General features: G+C 33.9%; 21 protein-coding genes. 1 reads left to right on the plus strand and 20 read right to left on the minus strand.

All coding sequences use genetic code 11. The features are described 5' to 3' along the window. The coding region (locus tag FLACOL7796_RS03045; RefSeq protein WP_173969361.1) for a T9SS sorting signal type C domain-containing protein at positions 1-1,077 on the plus strand (1,077 nt) is incomplete at its 5' end. Between the two features lie 81 nt (positions 1,078-1,158). Here the strand turns inward: FLACOL7796_RS03045 and FLACOL7796_RS03050 are convergent. From FLACOL7796_RS03050 to FLACOL7796_RS03145, 20 genes are all read right to left on the minus strand, one after another. Then, positions 1,159-2,328 (minus strand): beta-ketoacyl synthase N-terminal-like domain-containing protein, encoded by a 1,170-nt coding sequence (locus FLACOL7796_RS03050; protein WP_173969362.1) that lies wholly within the window; start codon positions 2,326-2,328, stop codon positions 1,159-1,161. 129 nt (positions 2,329-2,457) lie between these two features. Then, positions 2,458-3,729 (minus strand): adenosylmethionine--8-amino-7-oxononanoate transaminase, encoded by a 1,272-nt coding sequence (bioA, locus tag FLACOL7796_RS03055; RefSeq protein ID WP_173969363.1) that lies wholly within the window; start codon positions 3,727-3,729, stop codon positions 2,458-2,460. Positions 3,730-3,751: 22 nt separating this feature from the next. Beyond that, complete coding sequence (bioD, locus tag FLACOL7796_RS03060; protein WP_173969364.1) at positions 3,752-4,369, minus strand: dethiobiotin synthase; 618 nt, start codon at positions 4,367-4,369, stop codon at positions 3,752-3,754. Between the two features lie 178 nt (positions 4,370-4,547). Continuing rightward, complete coding sequence (locus FLACOL7796_RS03065; RefSeq protein WP_173969365.1) at positions 4,548-5,162, minus strand: hypothetical protein; 615 nt, start codon at positions 5,160-5,162, stop codon at positions 4,548-4,550. Further along, complete coding sequence (locus FLACOL7796_RS03070; protein ID WP_173969366.1) at positions 5,152-5,655, minus strand: RNA polymerase sigma factor; 504 nt, start codon at positions 5,653-5,655, stop codon at positions 5,152-5,154. Before FLACOL7796_RS03070 ends, FLACOL7796_RS03065 begins: the two co-directional genes overlap by 11 nt. A 7-nt stretch (positions 5,656-5,662) precedes the next feature. Next, positions 5,663-6,523: a TraB/GumN family protein gene (locus FLACOL7796_RS03075; protein ID WP_173969367.1), complete on the minus strand. Its 861-nt coding sequence runs from the start codon at positions 6,521-6,523 to the stop codon at positions 5,663-5,665. A 73-nt stretch (positions 6,524-6,596) separates the two neighbouring features. Then, on the minus strand, positions 6,597-6,794 hold the full coding sequence (locus FLACOL7796_RS03080; protein WP_173969368.1) for a hypothetical protein: 198 nt from the start codon (positions 6,792-6,794) through the stop codon (positions 6,597-6,599). Between the two features lie 56 nt (positions 6,795-6,850). Next, on the minus strand, positions 6,851-7,033 hold the full coding sequence (locus tag FLACOL7796_RS03085; RefSeq protein WP_173969369.1) for a hypothetical protein: 183 nt from the start codon (positions 7,031-7,033) through the stop codon (positions 6,851-6,853). Positions 7,034-7,203: 170 nt separating this feature from the next. Further along, on the minus strand, positions 7,204-7,605 hold the full coding sequence (locus FLACOL7796_RS03090; protein WP_173969370.1) for a GxxExxY protein: 402 nt from the start codon (positions 7,603-7,605) through the stop codon (positions 7,204-7,206). A gap of 40 nt (positions 7,606-7,645) precedes the next feature. After that, complete coding sequence (locus FLACOL7796_RS03095) at positions 7,646-8,782, minus strand: aminotransferase class I/II-fold pyridoxal phosphate-dependent enzyme (RefSeq protein ID WP_173969371.1); 1,137 nt, start codon at positions 8,780-8,782, stop codon at positions 7,646-7,648. 77 nt (positions 8,783-8,859) lie between these two features. Beyond that, positions 8,860-9,498, minus strand: coding sequence for an NAD(P)-dependent oxidoreductase (locus FLACOL7796_RS03100; RefSeq protein WP_173969372.1), 639 nt, complete (start codon positions 9,496-9,498; stop codon positions 8,860-8,862). A 244-nt stretch (positions 9,499-9,742) separates the two neighbouring features. Beyond that, positions 9,743-10,027, minus strand: a complete 285-nt coding sequence (locus tag FLACOL7796_RS03105) for a hypothetical protein (protein WP_173969373.1) — start codon at positions 10,025-10,027, stop codon at positions 9,743-9,745. A 13-nt stretch (positions 10,028-10,040) separates the two neighbouring features. Further along, on the minus strand, positions 10,041-10,304 hold the full coding sequence (locus FLACOL7796_RS03110) for a hypothetical protein (protein ID WP_173969374.1): 264 nt from the start codon (positions 10,302-10,304) through the stop codon (positions 10,041-10,043). A 276-nt stretch (positions 10,305-10,580) separates the two neighbouring features. Then, complete coding sequence (locus FLACOL7796_RS03115; RefSeq protein WP_173969375.1) at positions 10,581-10,862, minus strand: F0F1 ATP synthase subunit epsilon; 282 nt, start codon at positions 10,860-10,862, stop codon at positions 10,581-10,583. Between the two features lie 81 nt (positions 10,863-10,943). Next, positions 10,944-12,455, minus strand: a complete 1,512-nt coding sequence (gene atpD, locus FLACOL7796_RS03120; protein WP_047777068.1) for a F0F1 ATP synthase subunit beta — start codon at positions 12,453-12,455, stop codon at positions 10,944-10,946. Positions 12,456-12,685: 230 nt separating this feature from the next. Then, on the minus strand, positions 12,686-14,251 hold the full coding sequence (locus FLACOL7796_RS03125) for a G-D-S-L family lipolytic protein (RefSeq protein ID WP_173969376.1): 1,566 nt from the start codon (positions 14,249-14,251) through the stop codon (positions 12,686-12,688). A gap of 88 nt (positions 14,252-14,339) precedes the next feature. Further along, positions 14,340-17,156 carry a TonB-dependent receptor domain-containing protein gene (locus tag FLACOL7796_RS03130; RefSeq protein ID WP_173969377.1) on the minus strand — a complete coding sequence of 939 codons (2,817 nt, stop codon included), beginning with the start codon at positions 17,154-17,156 and terminating at the stop codon, positions 14,340-14,342. 304 nt (positions 17,157-17,460) lie between these two features. Continuing rightward, entirely contained in the window at positions 17,461-19,311 is a 1,851-nt protein-coding gene (gene glmS, locus FLACOL7796_RS03135; RefSeq protein WP_173969378.1) for a glutamine--fructose-6-phosphate transaminase (isomerizing), read from the minus strand. Positions 19,312-19,320: 9 nt separating this feature from the next. Beyond that, the gene (locus tag FLACOL7796_RS03140) at positions 19,321-21,033 is read right to left on the minus strand and encodes a DUF4270 domain-containing protein (RefSeq protein WP_173969379.1); all 1,713 of its coding nucleotides are present in this window, start codon (positions 21,031-21,033) and stop codon (positions 19,321-19,323) included. Positions 21,034-21,054: 21 nt separating this feature from the next. Further along, a complete protein-coding gene (locus tag FLACOL7796_RS03145) occupies positions 21,055-21,861 on the minus strand; it encodes a glycogen/starch synthase (protein WP_173969380.1) in 807 nt (268 codons plus the stop codon). Positions 21,862-21,934 lie beyond the last annotated feature (73 nt).

The raw sequence follows: 21,934 nt of genomic DNA on the forward strand, positions 1-21,934 counted from the left end.
GCAAAATGGAATCTTGTCGGAAATCCGTATCCTTCTGCTCTGGATGCAGTTAAATTTATTCAGGAAAACACAAAAGGACCTAACCCAACTATTTTGGGGACATTGTATTTCTGGACACATAACACTTCACCTGACAATACAGATCCTACTAAACCTAATATTTATTATTATACCAGTAATGATTATGCTGTTTTTAATTTATCGGGAAGCGTAACAACGCGTGAGGCATTATCAGACCCAACAGCAGATCCAAACGACAATAAACCAACAGGAAGTATTGCCTCAGGTCAGGGATTTTTCTTAAGAACATTGACAAATACTCCCATTAAGTTTACCAATGAAATGAGAATAGCCGGAACGAATAATTCACAATTTTTCAAAACCAACAACACTACCGCGGTAAGAGATCGTTTATGGCTAGACTTTAAAAATGCCAAAGGAGCCTTCAAACAAATTTTAATTGGTTATTTTGATGAGGCCACCAACAGCTTCGATAATAATTATGATGCTACTACTTTAAATGGTAATCCTTATGTAGATTTTTATAGCATAAACGAATCCAAAAAGTTAACGATTCAGGGACGTGCTTTACCTTTTGAGAATAGTGATTTGATTCCGTTAGGATATAAATCAACCATCGATGGTGAGTTTACTATAGCCATAGACCGTGCAGAAGGAGCATTAAGCAAGCAAGCCATTTATCTTGAAGATAAGAAAACAGGTGCGATTCATAATTTAAATACCAGCGATTATAATTTTATTGCCGAAATAGGAACTTTTGCAGAACGTTTTGTATTACGTTACACCAACAAAACACTAGGAACCGGAGATTTTGAAAACATCGAAGACGGCATTTTAGTTTCGGTAAAAAACAAAACTATAGACGTTTTATCATCATTAGAAAACATTAAAGACGTTACCATTTTTGATATTACAGGAAAAACGCTTTACAGTAAAAATAAAGTTTCGAATACTGAATTACAAATTCAAAACCTGCCATTTAGCAATCAGGTTTTATTGGTAAAAGTGACTTTAGATAATGATTTTATAACAACCAGAAAGATCATATTTCAATAATATATAAAACATAAATTCAAAAAAAATCCATCAGCTTCGGTTGATGGATTTTTTGTTTTATAGAATGTTATTCTAAAAATACTAATTGGGTTTTTCGATTAAAACACTAACCGCATTTCCGCCAAAACCTACGGCATTTATTAAAATTCTATTGATCGATTTTGTCTGATTTTGTTTTGTCCCAAAGGGCACTTCAACGAAAGTGTCATGCTGAAACATTAACAATGCCAATTCTAAACTTAAAATTCCAGATGCTCCAAAGGTATGTCCAACTTTCCATTTATTAGTCGTTAATAAAGGTAGTTCTGATCCAAAAACTTTTTCGATGGCACGTAGTTCTGTTAAGTCTCCTTTTATAGTTCCGGGCGCATGCATTACTATGGCATCAACACTTTCAAAAGGAATATCTTTTAAAGCCATTTTCATCGATTTCTGAAAACAAGTTGCTTCTGCAGAAATAGAAATATTGTGCTCTAAAATCTCAGTGGCATATCCAATACCTATTACATATGCAATGGCATTTTCCTTCTCCCCTGCCTCTAGACAACAAACCCCTGCACCTTCGCCTAAAATCATAGTATTTTGAGTTTTCTCAAAATCAAATGCTAAGTTTGGCCACAAGTCTTCATCCTGATTAATTCTTGAATAGATCTTTAAAGCCCGCATTTGAGCAATCGTAAAATCAGTTAAAGGTGCTTCACTTCCTCCCACCAAAAACTTATCTGCCATTCCGGACTTCAGCCACGCAACCCCATTTAATAAAGCATGAAGCGCTGTAGAACACGTTATAGAATGCGAGATTTCGGGACCATTATTTTGCAAATCATGTGCAATCCACGAAGAGATGTTTCCTAAAGTAGTCGTTGGCGACGCTAAAGTTTGTGCTTTACCAGTATCTAGATATTCTTTGTAATGTTTTTCGAATAAATCTGTTGCACCGCGAGAGGAACCAATATTGATTCCGAAAATAGCATCTGAATTCCATCCTGCTTGTTCAACTGCTTTTCGTGATGCTGCTATCGCAAACAAAACCGAATCGTCAAGAAATTTATATTTAATGTCTGACTCTCTTAATTCCGCTATTATTTGTTTCGATTCAGGATCAAGAGAAGCCACCGAAGTTTCTTGCTGATCTAAAAACTGCTTAGAAAAACAATGCTGATTGTCAAGATATTTTTCCCAAACTCCTTCAGAAGTATTTCCTAAAGGCGAAATAGAAGAGAAAGCCGTTATAGATATTTTATTATTCAATGTTGTGGATTTTTAATCGCAAAGTTCGTAAAAAAACTAGAATATGAATTAAACCATATAAGCTATATAAGTTAACATAAACGTACGTTTATTAAATGAACTTATATAGCTTATATGGTTTACAAAAACTTATACCATTTCTATCGCTTCCTCGATTGTTTGATATACTTTACCAAGTTGTTCATCTGTCATAATATATGGAGGCAAGATGTACACAATATTTCCAACCGGACGCAAAACAACTCCTTTATCAATAAAGAAATTATAAAGCTTCGTTCGCATAGATCCGTAATAACTTTCTTCAGAATCTGATTTTATTTCAACCGCAAAAATAACGCCCAATGTTCTGGCAATAATTACTTTTGAATGCTTTTCGATTTTCTTCTGAAAGTTTAAATGACTAGCATTGATTCTTTCAATATTAGCCTGCATTTCATCGGTTTCTAGTAGATCAATACTTGCGAGAGCCGCAGCACAACCTGTTGGGTTTGCTGTAAAAGTATGTCCGTGAAATAGTGCTTTATTGATATCGTCATCATAAAAAGCATCAAAAACTTCTTGTGTAAAAGTGGTAATCGCCATTGGGATTGTCCCTCCGGTTAAAGCTTTAGAAAGACAAATCATATCTGGTTGTTCCGAAACATAATCCATCGCAAAGGTTTTTCCTGTTTTACCAAAACCTGTCATGACTTCATCGGCAATGGTCAACACTTTATTTTCTGAGCAAATCTGAATGAGTTTTGCCAAAGCTTCCGGTTCATACATTACCATTCCAGCTGCACCTTGTACCAAAGGTTCAAAAATAAATCCGGCACAATTATGGTTTTCAATTACATTTTTTAAGGCATCAAAACTTTCCTCTTCTTTTCCTTTTACCGGAACCGGAATGCGAACGACATCTATAAACATTCCCTGAAAAGCTTGCGTATAAAATGAGATTCCGCTTGCGGCCATTGCTGCAAAAGTATCTCCGTGAAAGGCATTTTCGAAAGCAATTATAGTGGTTCGCCTTTCATTTTTATTAAAGAAATATTGCAACGCCACTTTTATCGCTACTTCAACCGCCGTTGAGCCATTATCAGAAAAAAAGATTTTCTGCTGATTTTTAGGTAATATCTCAATCAGTTTTTCAGCTACTTTTATAGCGGGTTCGTGCGTAAAACCTCCAAACAAAACATGTTCTAAAGTGGTTAATTGTTTGTAAATCGCATCGGCAATAAATTTATTACTGTGCCCAAACGGATTCACCCACCAAGATGCAATCGCATCAATATATTCCTTTCCATTTTCGTCCCATAGCAAAGCGCCTTCACCTCTTGAAATTGCAATTGGAGCCTGAGCCGTTTTGTGTTGCGTATAAGGATGCCAAAGGTATTGGCTGTCTTTTTCTGTTAATGTCATCTGAATTTTAGATTTTAGATTCCTATAAAGCCAACAAATTCTCTTTAAATAGTTCCGCGTATTCTCTAATTACATTTTGGTCGAAATATGGTTCTTCATCAATTCTGCCAATGTATTTTATTCCGGTTTTATTTAGAATTATACTTTCGGTCGATTTATTTTCGCTTCCGCTAAAGATAATTCCCGCAACTTTAAAACCTCCGTTTTGTATTGCTTCAATGGTCAATAAAGTATGATTGATACTTCCTAAATAATGTCTTGAAACAACAATTATTTTATAATCAGGCTGAATTAAATCGATAATAGTTTCACTTTCATTTAACGGAACAAAAATCCCTCCGGCACCTTCAATCACCAAATGATTATCGGTTTTTGGTTCTTCAATTTTATTTAAATCAATTTTGATTCCGTCAATTTCTGCTGCTAAATGCGGACTTGCCGGCGTATTTAGTTTATATGCATTTTCGAAGATTTTAGATTTTAGATTGGAGATTTTAGATTTGATTTTATGACTATCTGAATTATCTAAATCTCCGGCCTGAATAGGTTTCCAATAATCCGCTTCTAAAGATTCAACAATAATAGAAGAAGCAATCGTTTTTCCAACATCGGTTGAAATTCCTGTTACAAATATTTTCATAATAAATAGACCACAGATAACACTGATTGAACACGTTAAAGCGGATTTTTTTAAATTAATTGCCAACAATCAAAAAGTAAACAATGGGTGTAAATCTGTTACATCGTTTTATCCATGAGCAATGATACAAAAATACCATTAAAAACAAAACCCATCATTACGATGGGTTTGATTGTTTTTATTCTTCTCTTAATTCGTCAATAACTTTTTTGATTTCTTTCGCATATTTTCCATAATAAAAACTCACCCACCACTCTGTCAAAACACCAATAAGCAACATAGTTATCATGAAAATTACCACTTTTAATACTAATTTTTCATTTTCAAAATTTCCATTTAAAATTTCGGTTGAGCCAGGAGTTCCAAAAATCAAATAACCAGCCAGATAAATCATGAAAAAAGGAGCTAGTGCAAACGTAAAAGTTTTATAAAGCTGCATATTAAGCCTAATATCATAATAGGTTTCATATAAACTGTCTTTCGTTGTTAATGCTGCTTTATCCAATCTCTTATAAAATAGAAAAAGCTTAGACAAATAGTAAATACTTATTGCCGCCACTATTCCGTATATAAAATAGTAAGGGCCTACGAATTTTGACGGAAATTCATGATATAGTGGCAAAAAACCTATAATAATCAAAGCCGCAATTTGTCCAAAAAGTTCTTTACGTAAATTTCTTCTAATTTTATCCAAGGGCATATTTGCCGATTGTATTTTTTCTAAATTATTCGGAACAACAACATTATCTGTCTTTTCGTTATTCCATGCGTTTTGTATATCGTTAAAATCCATATCCTTGATTTTTTATTATTTCTTTTAATTTTTCTTTTGCTCTGTTTAATTTCACTCTGGCATTCCCTTCAGATATTCCCAGATTTTCGCCTATTTCTTTATGAGAGAATCCTTCGAGCTGATAGAAAATAATGGCTTTGTCGATTTTCTCCAGTTTCTGAACAGCTTTATAAAAATGATCGATCTGACTTTCTTTTATATGTGAATCTCCTTCATCGTCTTTGATGTTTTCTGAGGCGATTTCGTATCTATCCACCTTTCGTTTTTCTTTCTTTAAGAAAACAATAGCCGTATTTACTGCGACGCGATACATCCAGGTCGAAAACTGACTTTCGTTTCTAAAAGAATCATACGATTTCCAGAGCTGACAAACAATCTCCTGAAACAAATCTTGCTGATCGTCGTGATTGTCCATGTACATTTTAGAAACCTTGTAAAGTATTCCTTTATGACTTTCAATCCTTTTTAAAAATTCTTGTTCTTTCTCTTTCAAAACGATTTTATTTCGTTACTGGTTTTACTTTATATCCCGCTTTTCTCAATAAATTAATTACTCCTTCTTCACCTGCTAAATGTCCTACGCCAACTGCCACAAACAAACTTTCCTTTTTCATCATCTCTGGCATTGCCTCAGCCCAATCTTTATTTCTATCATCAAGTATCCATTTTTTAGCATTTTTGCTCATCACCTTTTCGTTTGCAAGATCATTAAAAACATCCATTAGATTTTCAGCCTTATAATCTTCTACCATTTTCTTAGTTTCGGCTTTACTAAAATCTTCAACAGTTTCAATTAATTCTGAATCTGTGTAGGCATTTGCCAACATATTGACTTGCTTTTTTACCGTTTCGAAACCTCCAATACTCTTATTTTCTTTTTTAGACAAATCTATAAAATCTGATTCATATGATTTTATAGTTTCGCAATCAAATGTTTTCATAGAGATAAAACCCATAACAGCAGCTAACGTAAAACCGTCTAATTGCTTAATTTTTAAACCGGTATTTTTTTGTAAAACTGCATCTAGTTTCGATAATTGTTCCGATGTTAATTGCTTACTCAACGGTTCTGATGCAATACCGGATTTCTGCATTTCTGCCATTTCAATTGGATCAGACAAATTGATTTCCAGAATTAATTTATCAGATTTCTGAAATGCTTTTTTCGTTTTTTCTGCCATAAAATAATCGGTTGGGCAAATACCATGAATTGTTCCGTAAACATAAGTTGGTTTTGATAATCCGTTTCCTGACACTTCCCATAAAAGAGAATTTTCATGTTTTGGAGATTTTGTTTGTGCCTGAATTGTACCACTAAACATTAAAGCTATTGCTGCTACTGATGTAAATATTTTTTTCATTTTGTTGATTGATTAATTGATTGATGATTATTTGATTGACTCTTTTGATTTTGTTTGATTGATGATTGATTAATTATGATTTACTATATTTTTTTCTTTGCCATGAAGCCAATGAAGCAAAAAAGAGACAGATCATAATAAGCAGAAAGTCTTTGTTTGGATGATTAAGCATAAATTGATTCACTAATGCATAACCAAGTCCCGCTGAAGCCAAAAAGACAAATACATAATTGAATATTTTTTCGATAACTGAAGTTGAAGTTGCTTTCATAATAATTTGATTTTTAAGATTGTTGTTATTGATTGATTTGATGATTAAAACTCCTTTTAATATTTATTCCTTTTATTTTTATCCCACCAAATTACCATTGCCACAATAATTGCGACGATTAAAATGATACTTAATATTTTAATTAAAAAGTAACTTACTAAACCTAAAAAGAATCCTATTGAAGCTAAACGGATATTATTAAGAATATTTCCTGTTGAAGAATTTGATTTTGATTTCATAATTATTTTGGTTTATTTGATTACGACTCGTAAGTAATCAAACAATCAAAACGTTACAAAAAAAATTAAAGTTTTTCAGGAAATGAGCAAACACAGGTATTAAGAGCCGTGTTTTTTTTTAAAATAGACTTATAAAATTGCCCACAGATTAAAACGGATCAAACTGATTCTCACAGATTTTTTATATTAGATTTTCTATTATTTGTGTAAACTAATCTTTTAAAATCCGGAGTTTCTCCAAAATTCAGAATTAATCCTACTTCGATTTGAGTTGCTTTTAAATAATTCATTAACTGAGCAACATGCGAATTTATAAGATGTTCGCATGCTTTTAGTTCAACAATTATGGTATCTTCAACTAGCAGATCAGCATAAAACTCTCCAACTAATTGATTTTTAAAATATACTTTTATTTGTTTCTGAGCTTCAACTTTATATCCTTGTGCTATTAATTCAAAATACATTGAATTTTGATATACTTTCTCAAGAAACCCATAACCCAGCTGATTGTAAACATCATAAAATACCTGAAGAATTGGTTTAGATATTTCTTTGTGTAACAAATCAGCCATAATAATCTGTGTAAACCCGTAAAATCGGTTTATCTGTGGACTAAAATACGAAATTTCCTAACAATTCTAAAACCTGATTAATTTCTTCTTCTGAGTTATAGCTATGAATACAAAAACGAAGACGCTCCTGCCCTTCCGGAACGGTTGGCGAAAGTATAGCTTTTATATCAAAACCTTTATCTTGTAATTGTTGTGCTAATCGTTTTACGTTTTCGTTACCCGGAACAATGGCTGATTGTATGGCAGATTTGCTTCGCACAAACATTGGCTTTAAGCCTAATAAATTCTTTTGCTGATTGAATACTACAATATTCTGACGTAATTTTTCGATTATTGCTTTTTCAATTTCTAATTGCTGATAAGCGACTAAAATTGTCGCAACTGAATGTGGAGATAATCCGGTTGTATAAATAAAACTTCGGGCAAAGTTTATTAAATATTCTTTAAGTTCTGTACTTCCTAAAATTACTGAACCGTGGCAACCCAAACCTTTTCCGAAAGTCATAATTCGGGCAAAAATTCTATTATGTAAATTAAGATACTGGATCAAACCTTCGCCTTTTTCACCAAAAACGCCTAAAGTATGCGCTTCATCAACTATTAAATAACATTTGTACTTTTCTGAAAGTTCAACCAATTCCTCTAAATTCGGACTATCGCCATCCATAGAGAAAACTGTTTCAGTAACAATATAGATATTGGTATCAGGAAATTTTTGAATTAATCGTTCTAAATCTTCAAAATCATTATGGTTGAATTTATAAGATTTAGCATTCGACATTATAATTCCGTCGCGAATAGAAGCATGACTTAATTCATCATACAAAATAACATCATTTCGCTGCGGTACAGCGCTAAAAAAACCAACATTGGCATCGTAACCCGAATTAAAGATTAAAGCCGATTCAACGTCATGAAATTGAGCAATAAACTTTTCTGCTATTTGATATAACGAATGATTACCAGAAATTAATCGGGATCCCGTTGCGCCGTTTTGAATCATTTCATTTTCGACTAAATAATGATGCGCTAATTTGAAAATCGTTTCAGATCTGGAAAATCCGATATAATCATTAGAAGAAAAATCGACACGATTATTAAAACCAGGCAATTGTCGCAAAGAATTATTTTGCTTACGATCGTCTAACTTTTGAATCAGGTTTGCTGGTAATTTCATAAAAGCAAAGTTATGAAATTGAAGTTGATATTATATAACAGCGGGAGTTTGATCGCCCGCTGTTATTAATCTAATTTTTAAACTGCACTTATAAAAGGCGATTGTTGACTAAATTTTGATTCTGTCATTTCCCGAATCATAAATTGCGCAATAGCTATTGCACTAATTTTATCTCCCAAACAATCTTCAACATTTACTACAATCTCAGAACTTAGATCTGTAAACTCTATAAACGGAACACGAACCTGAGTCCAATTAATATCACTTTCAACCAACAAATCATAAGCCTTTTGGCGGTCTTCCTGAATAATCGAGAAATTAGCTTTCATCCAATCTGTTGCCATTTGGGTTTTCTCGCTTTTTTTATCGAATGGAGTATCGATATTAAGTCCCGCCAATAACAAATAGCGTTCAATTCCGTAATTACTCATTACCTGCAAAATGTTTTGAGTAGCTGCACTTGCAACCAAAGGCTCATCTTTACGTTGCCCAATTGTACTTAGAACTGCATCGCAATCTTTTAGCAATGATTGTATAGATTTCAACTCAAGCGCATCGCCTTTGATTATTTCGATTTGACTACTTTGAATAGAAAAGCTTTCCGGATTTCTTAACAAAAGTTTTATGCTAAATCCTTCTTTTAATAACTGGTTTACAAGATAATTTCCAGTTCTTCCACCACCGCCCAACACGGCAACTTTTTTTATATTTTTCATATATTCTTTATAAAATTTGACATAAATAAATGCGTCTTATCAGGTTGATAAAACGAAATAATAAAAGCTTACTGAGCCTTTATAACTGATCAATATTTTATAAAGAGATTCTAATAGTACAAATATAACACAAAAAAAGCCATTCAGTTGAGTGAATGACTTTTTCATTTATTTCGCAATTGTTAAGTATACTGTTCTTATGTAATAGAACAAAAACACTATTTATTGCAAATTTCTATTTGCACTAGAAAATTGTATAAGTAACAGTAGTAGTTGTGGTACTTTTAATAGTGTAATTTGTACCAGCTGGTAATCCACGCTTAACAATATCACGTTCTATAGGAATAAGTGGCGACTCGCAACAACTATTCCACGGAATTGTATATGTAGCACCAAATACAGCATTTACTACTTTAGCTTGTTTTTGATTATTTTTTAAAGGCTTAATAACAGCATTAGAAGCTGAAGTCAATGACATTGTACCAAAACCTAACGCTACTAAAAGCATTACTGAAAAGACTTTTTTCATAATTTTAAACAGATTAATTGATTTTATAAGTTACAGTAGTACTGGTAGTACTTAAAACAGTGTAATTAGTTGGCGGAAGTCCACGTTTAATAAGATCTCGTTCAACCGCACTAAGTGGCGACTCACAGCAAATTCCTAACCACGGTGCCGTGTAAGTTGCACCAAATACAACATTTGCAACTTCAACTTTTTGTTGATTTTTTATTGAAGAATTAGCAACATCATTAGAACTTGTGCTTAATGACATTGTTCCAAAACCTAATGCTATTACTAGCATTCCTAAAAAAGCTTTTTTCATAATAAAATGTTTAAGTGTTAATATACTTACAAATATATCAGGTATATGAAAAAATCCTTACACATTTTTCGCTCTTTTTTTGTTTATTTTGTTAATTTTCTGACATTTAAATTAAATTGGCTTCGAAAAAATTAAAGAATAATAGAAAATTAACTTAAAGAAAAGCACTTTCGCAAACCTATTCTTGCTGCAAAAAGCGCATAAAAAAAGCCAGACATCACTGTCTGGCTTTTTTTCAATTATTTTGAAATTGTCTTAGTCAACTAAAACAATTACTTTATTGTCTTTCATCTCGATTGTTCCTGATTCAATCTCTAATGTATAAGTCTGGTCGTTTACTCTCGTAAATTTACCTGCTACTTCTTTAGAAAAATTAAAACTTGGTGCTGCAATCTTTACAGTTCCTTTTTCAAGAATAGAAACAATAGGAGCGTGATTATTCAATATTTGAAAGCTTCCATCAACTCCAGGCAATGTAACAGATGTTACTTCTCCTGAAAATAATTTTGCCTCTGGTGATACTATTTCTAAAATCATCTTTTTTTAGTTATGAGTTATAAGTTATGAGTTATAAGTGAGTTGGTACTCATAATTTATAACTCATAATTCATAATTATATTAAGCTTCAGCCAACATTTTTTCTCCAGCTTCGATAGCATCCTGGATAGAACCTTTCAAGTTGAAAGCTGCTTCTGGAAGATGATCTAACTCACCGTCGATAATCATGTTGAATCCTTTGATAGTATCTTTAATATCTACCAATACTCCAGGAATACCAGTAAATTGTTCTGCTACGTGGAAAGGCTGAGATAAGAAACGTTGAACACGACGTGCTCTTGATACTGATAATTTATCTTCTTCAGATAATTCTTCCATACCTAAGATCGCAATAATATCTTGCAATTGTTTGTATTTTTGAAGAATTTCTTTTACTCTTTGTGCACAATCGTAGTGCTCATTTCCTAAGATTTGAGGAGTTAAAATTCTTGAAGTAGAATCTAACGGGTCAACCGCTGGATAAATACCTAACTCAGCAATTTTACGAGACAATACAGTTGTTGCATCTAAGTGAGCAAATGTTGTTGCCGGTGCCGGGTCAGTTAAGTCATCCGCAGGAACGTAAACCGCTTGTACAGATGTAATAGATCCTTTGTTTGTAGATGTAATACGCTCTTGCATAGCTCCCATCTCTGTTGCCAGAGTTGGTTGGTATCCTACTGCAGAAGGCATACGTCCTAAAAGTGCTGATACCTCAGAACCTGCTTGTGTAAAACGGAAGATGTTATCAACGAAAAACAATACGTCTTTACCTTGATCAGTTCCAGCTCCATCACGGAAATACTCAGCGATAGATAATCCTGAAAGTGCTACACGAGCACGAGCTCCAGGAGGCTCATTCATTTGTCCGAAAACGAAAGTAGCTTTAGACTCTCTCATTCCTGGCATATCTACTTTAGATAAATCCCATCCTCCATTTTCCATAGAGTGCATGAAATCATCACCGTATTTAATAATTCCTGACTCTAACATCTCACGAAGTAAGTCATTTCCTTCACGTGTTCTTTCTCCTACTCCTGCGAATACTGAAAGTCCACCGTGACCTTTTGCGATATTGTTGATCAACTCCTGAATCAATACGGTTTTACCAACACCTGCACCACCAAACAATCCAATTTTACCTCCTTTTGCGTAAGGTTCGATCAAATCGATTACTTTGATACCTGTGAATAAAACTTCAGATGAAGTTGACAGATCTTCAAATTTAGGAGCTTGTCTGTGAATAGACAAACCGTTTTCTCCTGTTTTTGGCAAGTTTCCTAAACCATCAATTGCATCTCCAATTACATTGAATAATCTTCCATATACGTCTGGACCGATTGGCATTTGGATTGGATTTCCAGTTCCAACTACCTCATATCCTCTTGACAAACCATCTGTAGAGTCCATAGAAATGGTACGCACAGTGTTTTCACCGATGTGAGATTGTACTTCTAGAACTAACAATGTTCCGTCTTTTTTAGTGATTTCTAGTGAATCATAAATTTTTGGAAGTTCAACATCCTTACCGTTGAAAACTACGTCAACTACTGGTCCAATGATTTGAGCAACTTTTCCTATTACTTTTGACATTACTTATGTATTTATTAAATAGCTATTTAGGTTTATCGAAAATACCCTCTTTTTCAAAGCGCAAAGATAATTTTTTAAAATATAAAATCAATATTTTTTTTATAAAAAATACCATGATTTTGTTTGATTCATAAATCTAAGGCTTCAAATATCTAAAAAAGCATTTTTTAACAAAATAAAAAAAGCCACTACATCTTGACAATGAGTGGCTTTTTAGTTAAAATTTAATCTTATTGAATCGTTAACGGATATTGAATTGGATACGTTCCTAAATCTACATGACGCAATGTCGAACCATATTTTGCATTAATGGCATCTATAAAAATATTAGCAATCAAACCGTAACCTCTTGGACTAGGATGTACACCATCCAGAGAGAAGGCGCCTCCAACTGCATATGAAGAAGTCATTGTAAAGTTCCCGAAGCGAATTCCTCCACTAGACAACTTTGTCATCACACCTCTTGTATCTACCAATGCTAATCCTTTTGCATCTGCAGCAGCAGCAATTATTGTATTATAAGTATCTGTAGCCACTCTAATTTCAGCAATTTCAGTCGGAATTAATATATGCTTATCTTGTAATGGAAATGAGATTCCAAATGCATTTAATGGATAAGGAGGAGCAATTCCTAAACCAGACTCATCTGCTTTTGGCGCTTTACCAATAGCATTCTTTGTAGTTAACAATATCAGATCTGTAGATTTGGCCTGTCTGGCTTGCCCAAAGATCGCTCCGTAAAAAGCAGCTGTTTGCGCCCCTAATGATGGTGTAAATATTGTTGCCAACTGAGTAGCCAGATTAGGCAACGTCTCATCTTTCATCAGTAGTGGACTTGTAGAAGTTTCAGACAACAAATTAATTCTGTCTCCTGCACCAAGAGCCGTTAAAGCGGCTTTTAGCGGACCATATAATTGCGCATTAAGCAATTTAATCGTGGCCAGACCAGCTACCTCATTTTCTAAACCAATTGATTTCGCTGTAAGCGGATTGTAAGGTACTGTTGTAAAGTGTGGCAACGTTGTAATGTATGGCAAATTAGCCACTACTCCTTTTGCACCATTAGAAGTCAAAGTGTTAACGAGCGTATTGTAGGCAAAATTAAAAGTTGCAGTTGGTGTAATATCATCTCCTAAAACCGGATCCTGAGAAGTAGGCACACCACCATTTGTAGCATAACCTAAAACATCGTTACCCCCTATAAACAAAGAGAAGAACGTAGGAGCCTGAGCCATGGCATCAGCCAGAATACTTGTAGTAGGTGAAGAAGAAAAACGCGCAAAATAAGGATTTGCTGTAGCCGGAGTTGCAAAAACACCTGCAAGATTTCCGTATCCAGGCGCTAACAAATGAAAACTTTTTGCCCCAGGAACTCCCATATTATTAAAAGTTCCTGTTAAACGTGCTGTTATAGCCGTTCCGGAGACTCCAGGAATATTTACAGGACTTCTTGTAACTGGATCAAAAACAAACCTTGTTGGAAATTTAGGAATTTGCACACCACCAGAAGAAAATCCGCCAGTATTGTCTAACATAAAAGGAGTTGTAAAAGCACCACCACCAGCGGCCGCAAATTGTTGCGACAATATATTAGTATAAGCATTACTCTGCCCTTTTGCAAACAACGCTCCATCACTGTAACCCGCAGCAAAAGAATCTCCAAGTGCTACATATTTAGTAAAAACCGCTGTTCCCGGAACAACAGGAACTTCTGCCGGCTCATCATTACTATCATCATTATTACACGCTACAACGATTAAAGAAACCAGTAGTAGCCATTTTATATTTTTTTTCATGTTGTTAACTTTTAAAATTATTAGCTCTTTCTTAATTCATAAGTCTTAAAAAGAAAGAAAAACATTTCGACCGAATCATCATTTTCATTTAAGGATTAATCACCCATGAAGCAAACCACATTTGACCAATCATACCCGCACCCACTACCTGAAGATAATCTTTTCCAAAAAGATTCGTTGCCCCAACCTTGATAACAGATTTCAATTTTGGAATACCATAATTAATCTGAGCATCAAGAACTGTATTTTCCGGAATCATACCGTCTCCAAAAGAAGATTGCCATAAGTATTCTGTGTTCCATCTTACATTAATATTAAAACCTAGATTTTTAGCGACTTTAGCATTACCAAAAGATCCTTTAATTCTATGTTTTGGCGTATTAAATCCAGCAACAAAACTTGGATCTTCTTTCTGATCAAAATTAAATTGAGCATAATTATAATTAACTCCTAATTCAAAATCTTTATATACTTTTTTAGACAAACCAATTCCAGCACCAAATGATGTGATCTGAGCAGTAGTATTAGTATAAATTTGATAAACTCTTCTGTCTCCAAAAGCAAGGGCAGCATATCCTAACTGAACATTAGGATCTGCAGAATTAGTTCCCACTACCCCATAGTAAGGTGTAATAACTCTTGAAGTATTCATAAAGTCATTATAAATATTGTAATATGCATTGATATCAATAGACAAATCATTTTGTACTACTGTACGATATCCTACCTCAAAAGCATGCACTTGTTCCGGTTTTACCAAACTAGGATTGGCAACTTTAAGATCAGCAGGATTTGCAGAAGCAGCAAATGCCTGAACAGAAGTTAATGTATATGAATTTTCATAAGCACTACGTCCTGACAAATTAACCGTTGGCCCTACGTTAGCACCCGGTATAGCCTGACCAGCAAGACTCACAGGTTGTGTTTCCTGAAAACGATCTAAGTTATCCGGTGCAGACCCAACTAATGCAAAAGGACCTAAATCTAAACCAATATATTGATCCTGAGTTGTTGGATTACGGAAACCTGTTTGATAAGATGCTCTGAAATTATGTCTTTTTGATTCTCCCGCAGCATATACAAAAGATACTCTTGGCGAAACATTTCCATCAAAATTCTGACTTTTGTCATAACGAACAGATCCTGTAAATTTCAATCTGTCATCCAGCCATTTTTTTTGCAATTGAACATAAGCTCCATATTCTTTATATTCTATTGGACCATCATAATCCGTAAATATGGTTCCTTCTGAATCCATGATATATTTTCTCCAAGAACCTCCTACCTGAATTTCAGCAAATTTAACAACATCTCTCAAGTTGTAGTTTAAATCTGAATGATATAATTTTGAGTGATCAATAAATTTAGCCCCCTGAGTTAAATCAGGATTAGAAATAACCGTTGCAAGTGCACTATTGAATTGCGCAGAACCCGGCTCAAATCTTGCTGATCTTGGCGCGCTTGGATTTTGCGGATCAATATTTGGTACTAATGGTAAATTTGGAGAAACATTATAGTCAGCAAAATTTCTCGCATAGTTAGAAGCGTCAGTTGCATTAAGACCAAGTACTGCCGAAGACAATTGATAAGCAGTTCCGTAATCTGTAAACCAGTTTTTATCTGATTTTGCTAATCTGTTAACATTCCATCCGGCAAATCTCATATCATAAGAATTTCCAGCATCCTCACTTGTAAAATAAACCCTTCCAAAAAAGTTTTTCCCTTTTATTTCAAATTTCCCTTGTTGCATCAAGAAATCTTTCAAAGCATATCTGTTTGCTCCCTGATAAATTGTACTTCCTGTACCAATTTTATATTGTAATATAATTTCAGTATCGTCCGCCCAAGGCTTAATATGAGCACTAAAGTCAGCTTTCATACTCTTAACCTTATTATCAGTCAAATCCTGTTCACGATATCCAGTTCTACTCACCTGCCCAACATTTGGAATAAAGGTTGTAATCTCATCTCCATAGATATTTAAACCATCATAATTAGGATTATTAGCATGCCCAACAGAGCCGCCAGTCATACTTCTTGTATCAGCCGCGATCCACTCCGAAGCTTCCATATAAGTGAAATTCGCTTTCATCGCAAAATGCTTGGTAAATGCTTTGGCTGCCCTGATTCCAAAATCATTATAATCATTAGTTCCGGCAGCATTTTGATTTGTTTGCCCGTATTTGTAGTAAACGCTTATTCCTTCATTAGTAAAAGGACTTTTACTACTCATAAACATAATACCGTTAAAAGCATTCGCACCATACAATGCAGAAGATGCCCCAGGCAAAAGCTCAACACTAGCCACATCAATATCAGAAATACCAATTAAGTTACCTAGCACAAAATTCAACGCTGGTGACGAATTATCCATCCCGTCAACTAACTGCATAAAACGCGTATTTGCCACCGTAGCAAAACCACGCGTATTTATCGATTTAAAAGAAATACTACTGGTATTAAAGTTAACCTCTTTTAAATTTTCTAAACCATCATAAAAAGTAGGTGCTGTTGTATTTTTAATTTCCTGAAGCCCCATTCTTTCAATAGTAACCGGAGATTCAATTACACGCTCAGGAGTTCTTGAAGCCGAAACCACAATTTCATCTAATTTTGTTTCTTCATCTCTTAAAACCACATTGATTTTTTGGCTTAACGAAGTAACATTAATTGTTTTACTCTCGAATCCAACTGCCGAAACCTTAATGGTAAAAGGCAGCTTAGCGGAAGTATTTAATTTAAATGAGCCATCAAAATCGGTAGATGTTCCTGTAGAACTTCCTACTAAATTGATATTGGCACCAGGAATAGATTGTTTGTTACTATCAGTAACAGAACCAGTAATTGTATTCTGCGCAAAGGATATTCCGCTGAAAAACAACATAATTAGCAAATACACTCTCATTTGGATTTGTTTTTGGTTAGTTTATATAGCCAAAATACAAATATTTTTGATATTAATAAAAAAATGTTAAAAAAAATAAATATTCTATATAAATTTCGTTACAATTTTAACTATTTATCAATTACATTTCTTCAATTAAAATCAAAAATTAAACTCAATAAACGCAAAATACTATGCATACATATTATTTTTAATTAAAAAAATAAGGATTTAATAAAAATTAAGCATAAAGAAAAAACATATGGCAATAAAAAAAAGCGAGATATAAATCTCGCTTTTTTAACATATAAATATTTTAATCTAATTACTCTACAGTAACTGATTTTGCTAAGTTACGTGGCTGATCTACATTACAACCTCTCATTACAGCAATGTAGTATGAAAGCAACTGCAAAGGTATTGTTGTAATTAACGGAGATAGCGCATCTGAAGTCTCAGGAATCTCAATAACATAATCAGCTAACTCACGAACCTGAGTATCACCTTTAGTTACTACAGCGATAATTTTACCGCTTCTTGATTTAATCTCCTGAATATTACTCACAATTTTATCATAGTGACCTTGTTTTGGCGCAATCACGATAACCGGCATATGCTCATCAATCAAAGCAATAGGACCGTGTTTCATCTCTGCAGCAGGATAACCTTCTGCATGAATATAAGAGATCTCTTTAAGTTTAAGAGCTCCTTCTAATGCAACCGGGAAATTATATCCACGACCTAAATACAAACAATTTGGTGCATCTTTAAAAGCTGCAGCAATCTCTTTTGCTCTGTCGTTCGTTTCTAATGCCTCAGCTACTTTTTCAGGGATTATCTCTAATTCTTGTAAGTAGGTATGGAAATCAGTATTTGATAAAGTTCCTTTAGCTTTACCTAATCGCAATGCGATCATAGTTAAAACTGTAATTTGAGTTGTAAAAGCTTTTGTTGAAGCTACTCCAATTTCAGGACCTGCGTGTGTATAAGCACCAGCATGACTTTCTCTTGAAATAGAAGATCCAACTACATTACAAACTCCAAAAACAAAAGCGCCGTTTTCTTTTGCTAATTTAATAGCCGCCATTGTATCTGCCGTTTCTCCAGATTGAGAAATCGCAATCACAACGTCGTTTTTGTTTATAATAGGATTTCTATATCTGAATTCAGAAGCATATTCTACTTCAACAGGAATACGCGTAAATTCCTCAAAGATATATTCAGCGACTAAACCCGCATGCCATGAAGTACCACAAGCAACAATAATTATTCTGTCGGCATTAAGAAATTTTTCCAAATTATCTTCAACACCAGCCATTTGAACAATTCCTTCATTCGCATGAAGTCTTCCTCTGTAAGTATCTTTTATAACACTTGGCTGCTCGTAGATTTCTTTAAGCATGAAGTGATCATAACCTCCTTTTTCGATCTGCTCCAAATTCATTTGAAGTTCCTGAATATAAGGATCTACCAAAGAGTCATCTTTAATTTTTCTAACTTTAAGAGGCTTATGCAATCTAATGTTTGCCATTTCACCATCTTCAAGATAAATTGCATTCGAAGTATATTCGATAAAAGGCGAAGCATCAGAAGCAATAAAATATTCTCCTTCACCAACACCAATTGCCAAAGGACTACCTAATCTTGCTGCAACAATTTCGTTTGGATTTTTTTTATCAAAAACAGCAATCGCATACGCTCCTACCACTTGATTTAAAGCAATCTGAACTGCTTTACCCAACTTAATTCCTTCTTTTTTCTGAACTTCTTCAATTAAATTAACTAAAACTTCAGTATCTGTATCAGACTTAAATGTATACCCTCTTTTGATTAATTCTTCTTTAAGCGGCGCATAATTCTCAATGATTCCATTGTGAATAATCACCAACTCTCCTGAATTAGAAAGGTGAGGATGTGAGTTTACATCGTTTGGTACACCATGTGTAGCCCAACGTGTATGCCCAATTCCTATAGTTCCGTTTGTAGTAAAATTATCTTTTGCTTTAGCTTCAAGATCTAAAACTTTACCTTTTGTTTTACAAACTTTTATACCTGTTTCAGCATCATATAGCATGACACCCGCACTATCATATCCTCTGTACTCGAGCCGCTTTAATCCTTTTATAACAATAGGATAGGCATCTCTATGACCGATATATCCAACAATTCCACACATATATATTTATTAATTTGGTTTCGTGTAGTAAATTTGCAGCTGAAGTCTTTTTGCATAGTTAGGATCTGTTGATGGAATATTTCCTCCAAACAATACCGTTCCTAACGGACTCATAATCGAAGCTCTTGGAACTTCAGAGAAATAGTCATTTGGATTAGCCGGATCAATTAAAATTCTATTTTTTAATTTACCTGAAGTTATTGTGTTTATATCTCCTGTAACTACCAAACCTAATTTCACATTTTTTACAGCTGCATCTTTTATTAAATTACGAACATGGCTCGTTAATCTAATTTTGTACGTTGTACCTCTCTTTGTAGTAGCATCTAAATTAATTATACCACTATACACCGTTTTATTATAAGTACCATCAGTAGACCCATCTGTAGCATAATCTACAATTGGTATATTATTCACCAAATCATACAAATAGATTCTTTTTGGCTCCCAAATTCCCGCCATTTTATCAGAATCAATAGAGAAAACAAGATTAGCCTCATTAGCTAGCCAGTTTTTATACTTCACATTATATCTGATTTCATCTAACTGATCTGAAACACCATTAGGCTTATTCTGCAAATTGCCCTGATCATCATAACTTATTAAATCGGTCTTACTAAACAATTCAATTACAGCAAGCGAACCCTGACCTCCTCTTAAATAAAGTCTTTCATCTCCAACAGTTTTATTAGGATTAGTTACTGCAGTAGTATAAGCAGGATTTTTAACATCATTATACAAATTTGCAGCAGCCCCGCTTAGATTAATAATCAAGGTTTTATCCTCCATTGTATCTTCAGGATCTGTAGTTATAGCTGTTTTTGCTTTATACCTGATCGTGATTTTAGCATTATCATTTGCTTTGAAGAAATTCAACAAAGCCAAATTAGTCGGAAGACTACCAGATTTTTCTACTTTAAAATACAAACCTCTAAAATACTCCTGAAAAATAGTCGGAGAAGAAAGTTTTGATGCCGGAGCGTTAAGAATTTTATCCTGGAAAAACTGTTTATTTAATTTTAAACGCATTTCCGGAGCAGTGTACGTATAAGTATATGTTTTTACAGTAGCATTAGCATCTACTACAGTTGAATCTTTTTTCTGTTGAAGATTACTAAAAAAGAACGCCTCATTTTGTGATACATCAGCAGCATCATTTAGTGGCTTACCTGTACTTGGATTAGGTATTTTATGCGAAAAAAAATCAGCATCCTGATCTGTATAATACAATTGAGCAAATTGAGAACCACTATCAAAATACGAAGAACGCATCTGAACACCAGACTCATAAACACTCAACTTAAGTTTACCATTTGCCTTATCTCCATATATAGAGTCTAACGCATAAAAACTTCCCCCTTTAGGATCTGCTCCAGTTGCATGACTAAAATAAGGAACACTTAAAACCACACTTTGTATTACAGGAGACTCACCAATAGTTGGTGCATTTGATTCTAAAGCAACCTGGCTAACAAAATTTGCCGTAGTGGTTCCAAAAACTCCGTTATCATAAATACCCAAACCATTAAGTGGCAATCCGTTTGACTGAACTGGAGTTACTTCCTGATTATACGCTACAACGGGATATTCTGTATGTTCAAGACCAAAATGGTCATCACCAATTAACCCCTCACCAATCGCATTAAAATCTTTATCGCAAGAATATAAAAGGACAACAGTTGCTACTAATAGAATTTTCTTAATAAAAGAAGTATTATACATGTTTAATAATAATGTTAAAATTTAAAGACCCATTGTTTTATAGAAATTTGTATACGCTTCAGCGAATGCATCTTTCGTGGCGAAAGGTAAAAAAGGTTTTCCTGAAGATTCTATAAATTTTGTTAAACTTGGGGATACGTTTTCAGATGCTATAATTACAGCATCAGAGTGTAATATACTAGCCTTTAAGACATTTTCGTAATTAGGCGTTTCTAAATCAGAGATTGCCTCATGCGGCACACCATCAAATTTCACCTTATTAATCATTTCTAAATCCAGATTTTCATCAAAAGACTGGCCGTAAACAGAAGTGACAATTTTGGTTTCAGAAAATAAAGCTTCATTTTTATAATAGTGCTTCATATAAATAGGTAGCATCGCTGCCAACCAACCGTGCACGTGAATGATATCCGGAACCCAATTTAGCTTTTTCACCGTTTCAACAACTCCTTTAGCAAAAAATATTGCTCTTTCGTCATTATCAGGATACAAAACGCCTTCTTCGTCAGCAAAGGTTGCTTTACGTTTAAAATATTCATCGTTGTCAATAAAATAAACATGAATTCTCTCTTTTGGAATCGAAGCCACCTTGATAATCAATGGCATATCTAAGTCATTCACTACCAAATTCATTCCTGAAAGTCTAATAACTTCATGTAACTGGTGTCTTCTTTCGTTGATATTTCCATATCTTGGCATGAAAATTCTTATCTGACCTCCTTGATCGTTGATCATTTTTGGAACGTCATAAGACATTAAAGAAACCTCATTTTCAGCCAAATAAGGCACGACTTCAGATGATACATATAATATCCTCTTATCTTTCATAATAGTATTTTACTTAATTTTTGGTAATAAAAACGTTGCAAAATTACAAAAATTTATGCAGTTTATAACTAAT

It is taken from the genome of Flavobacterium bizetiae (assembly GCF_902804475.1).
Taxonomy (GTDB): Bacteria; Bacteroidota; Bacteroidia; order Flavobacteriales; family Flavobacteriaceae; genus Flavobacterium; species Flavobacterium bizetiae.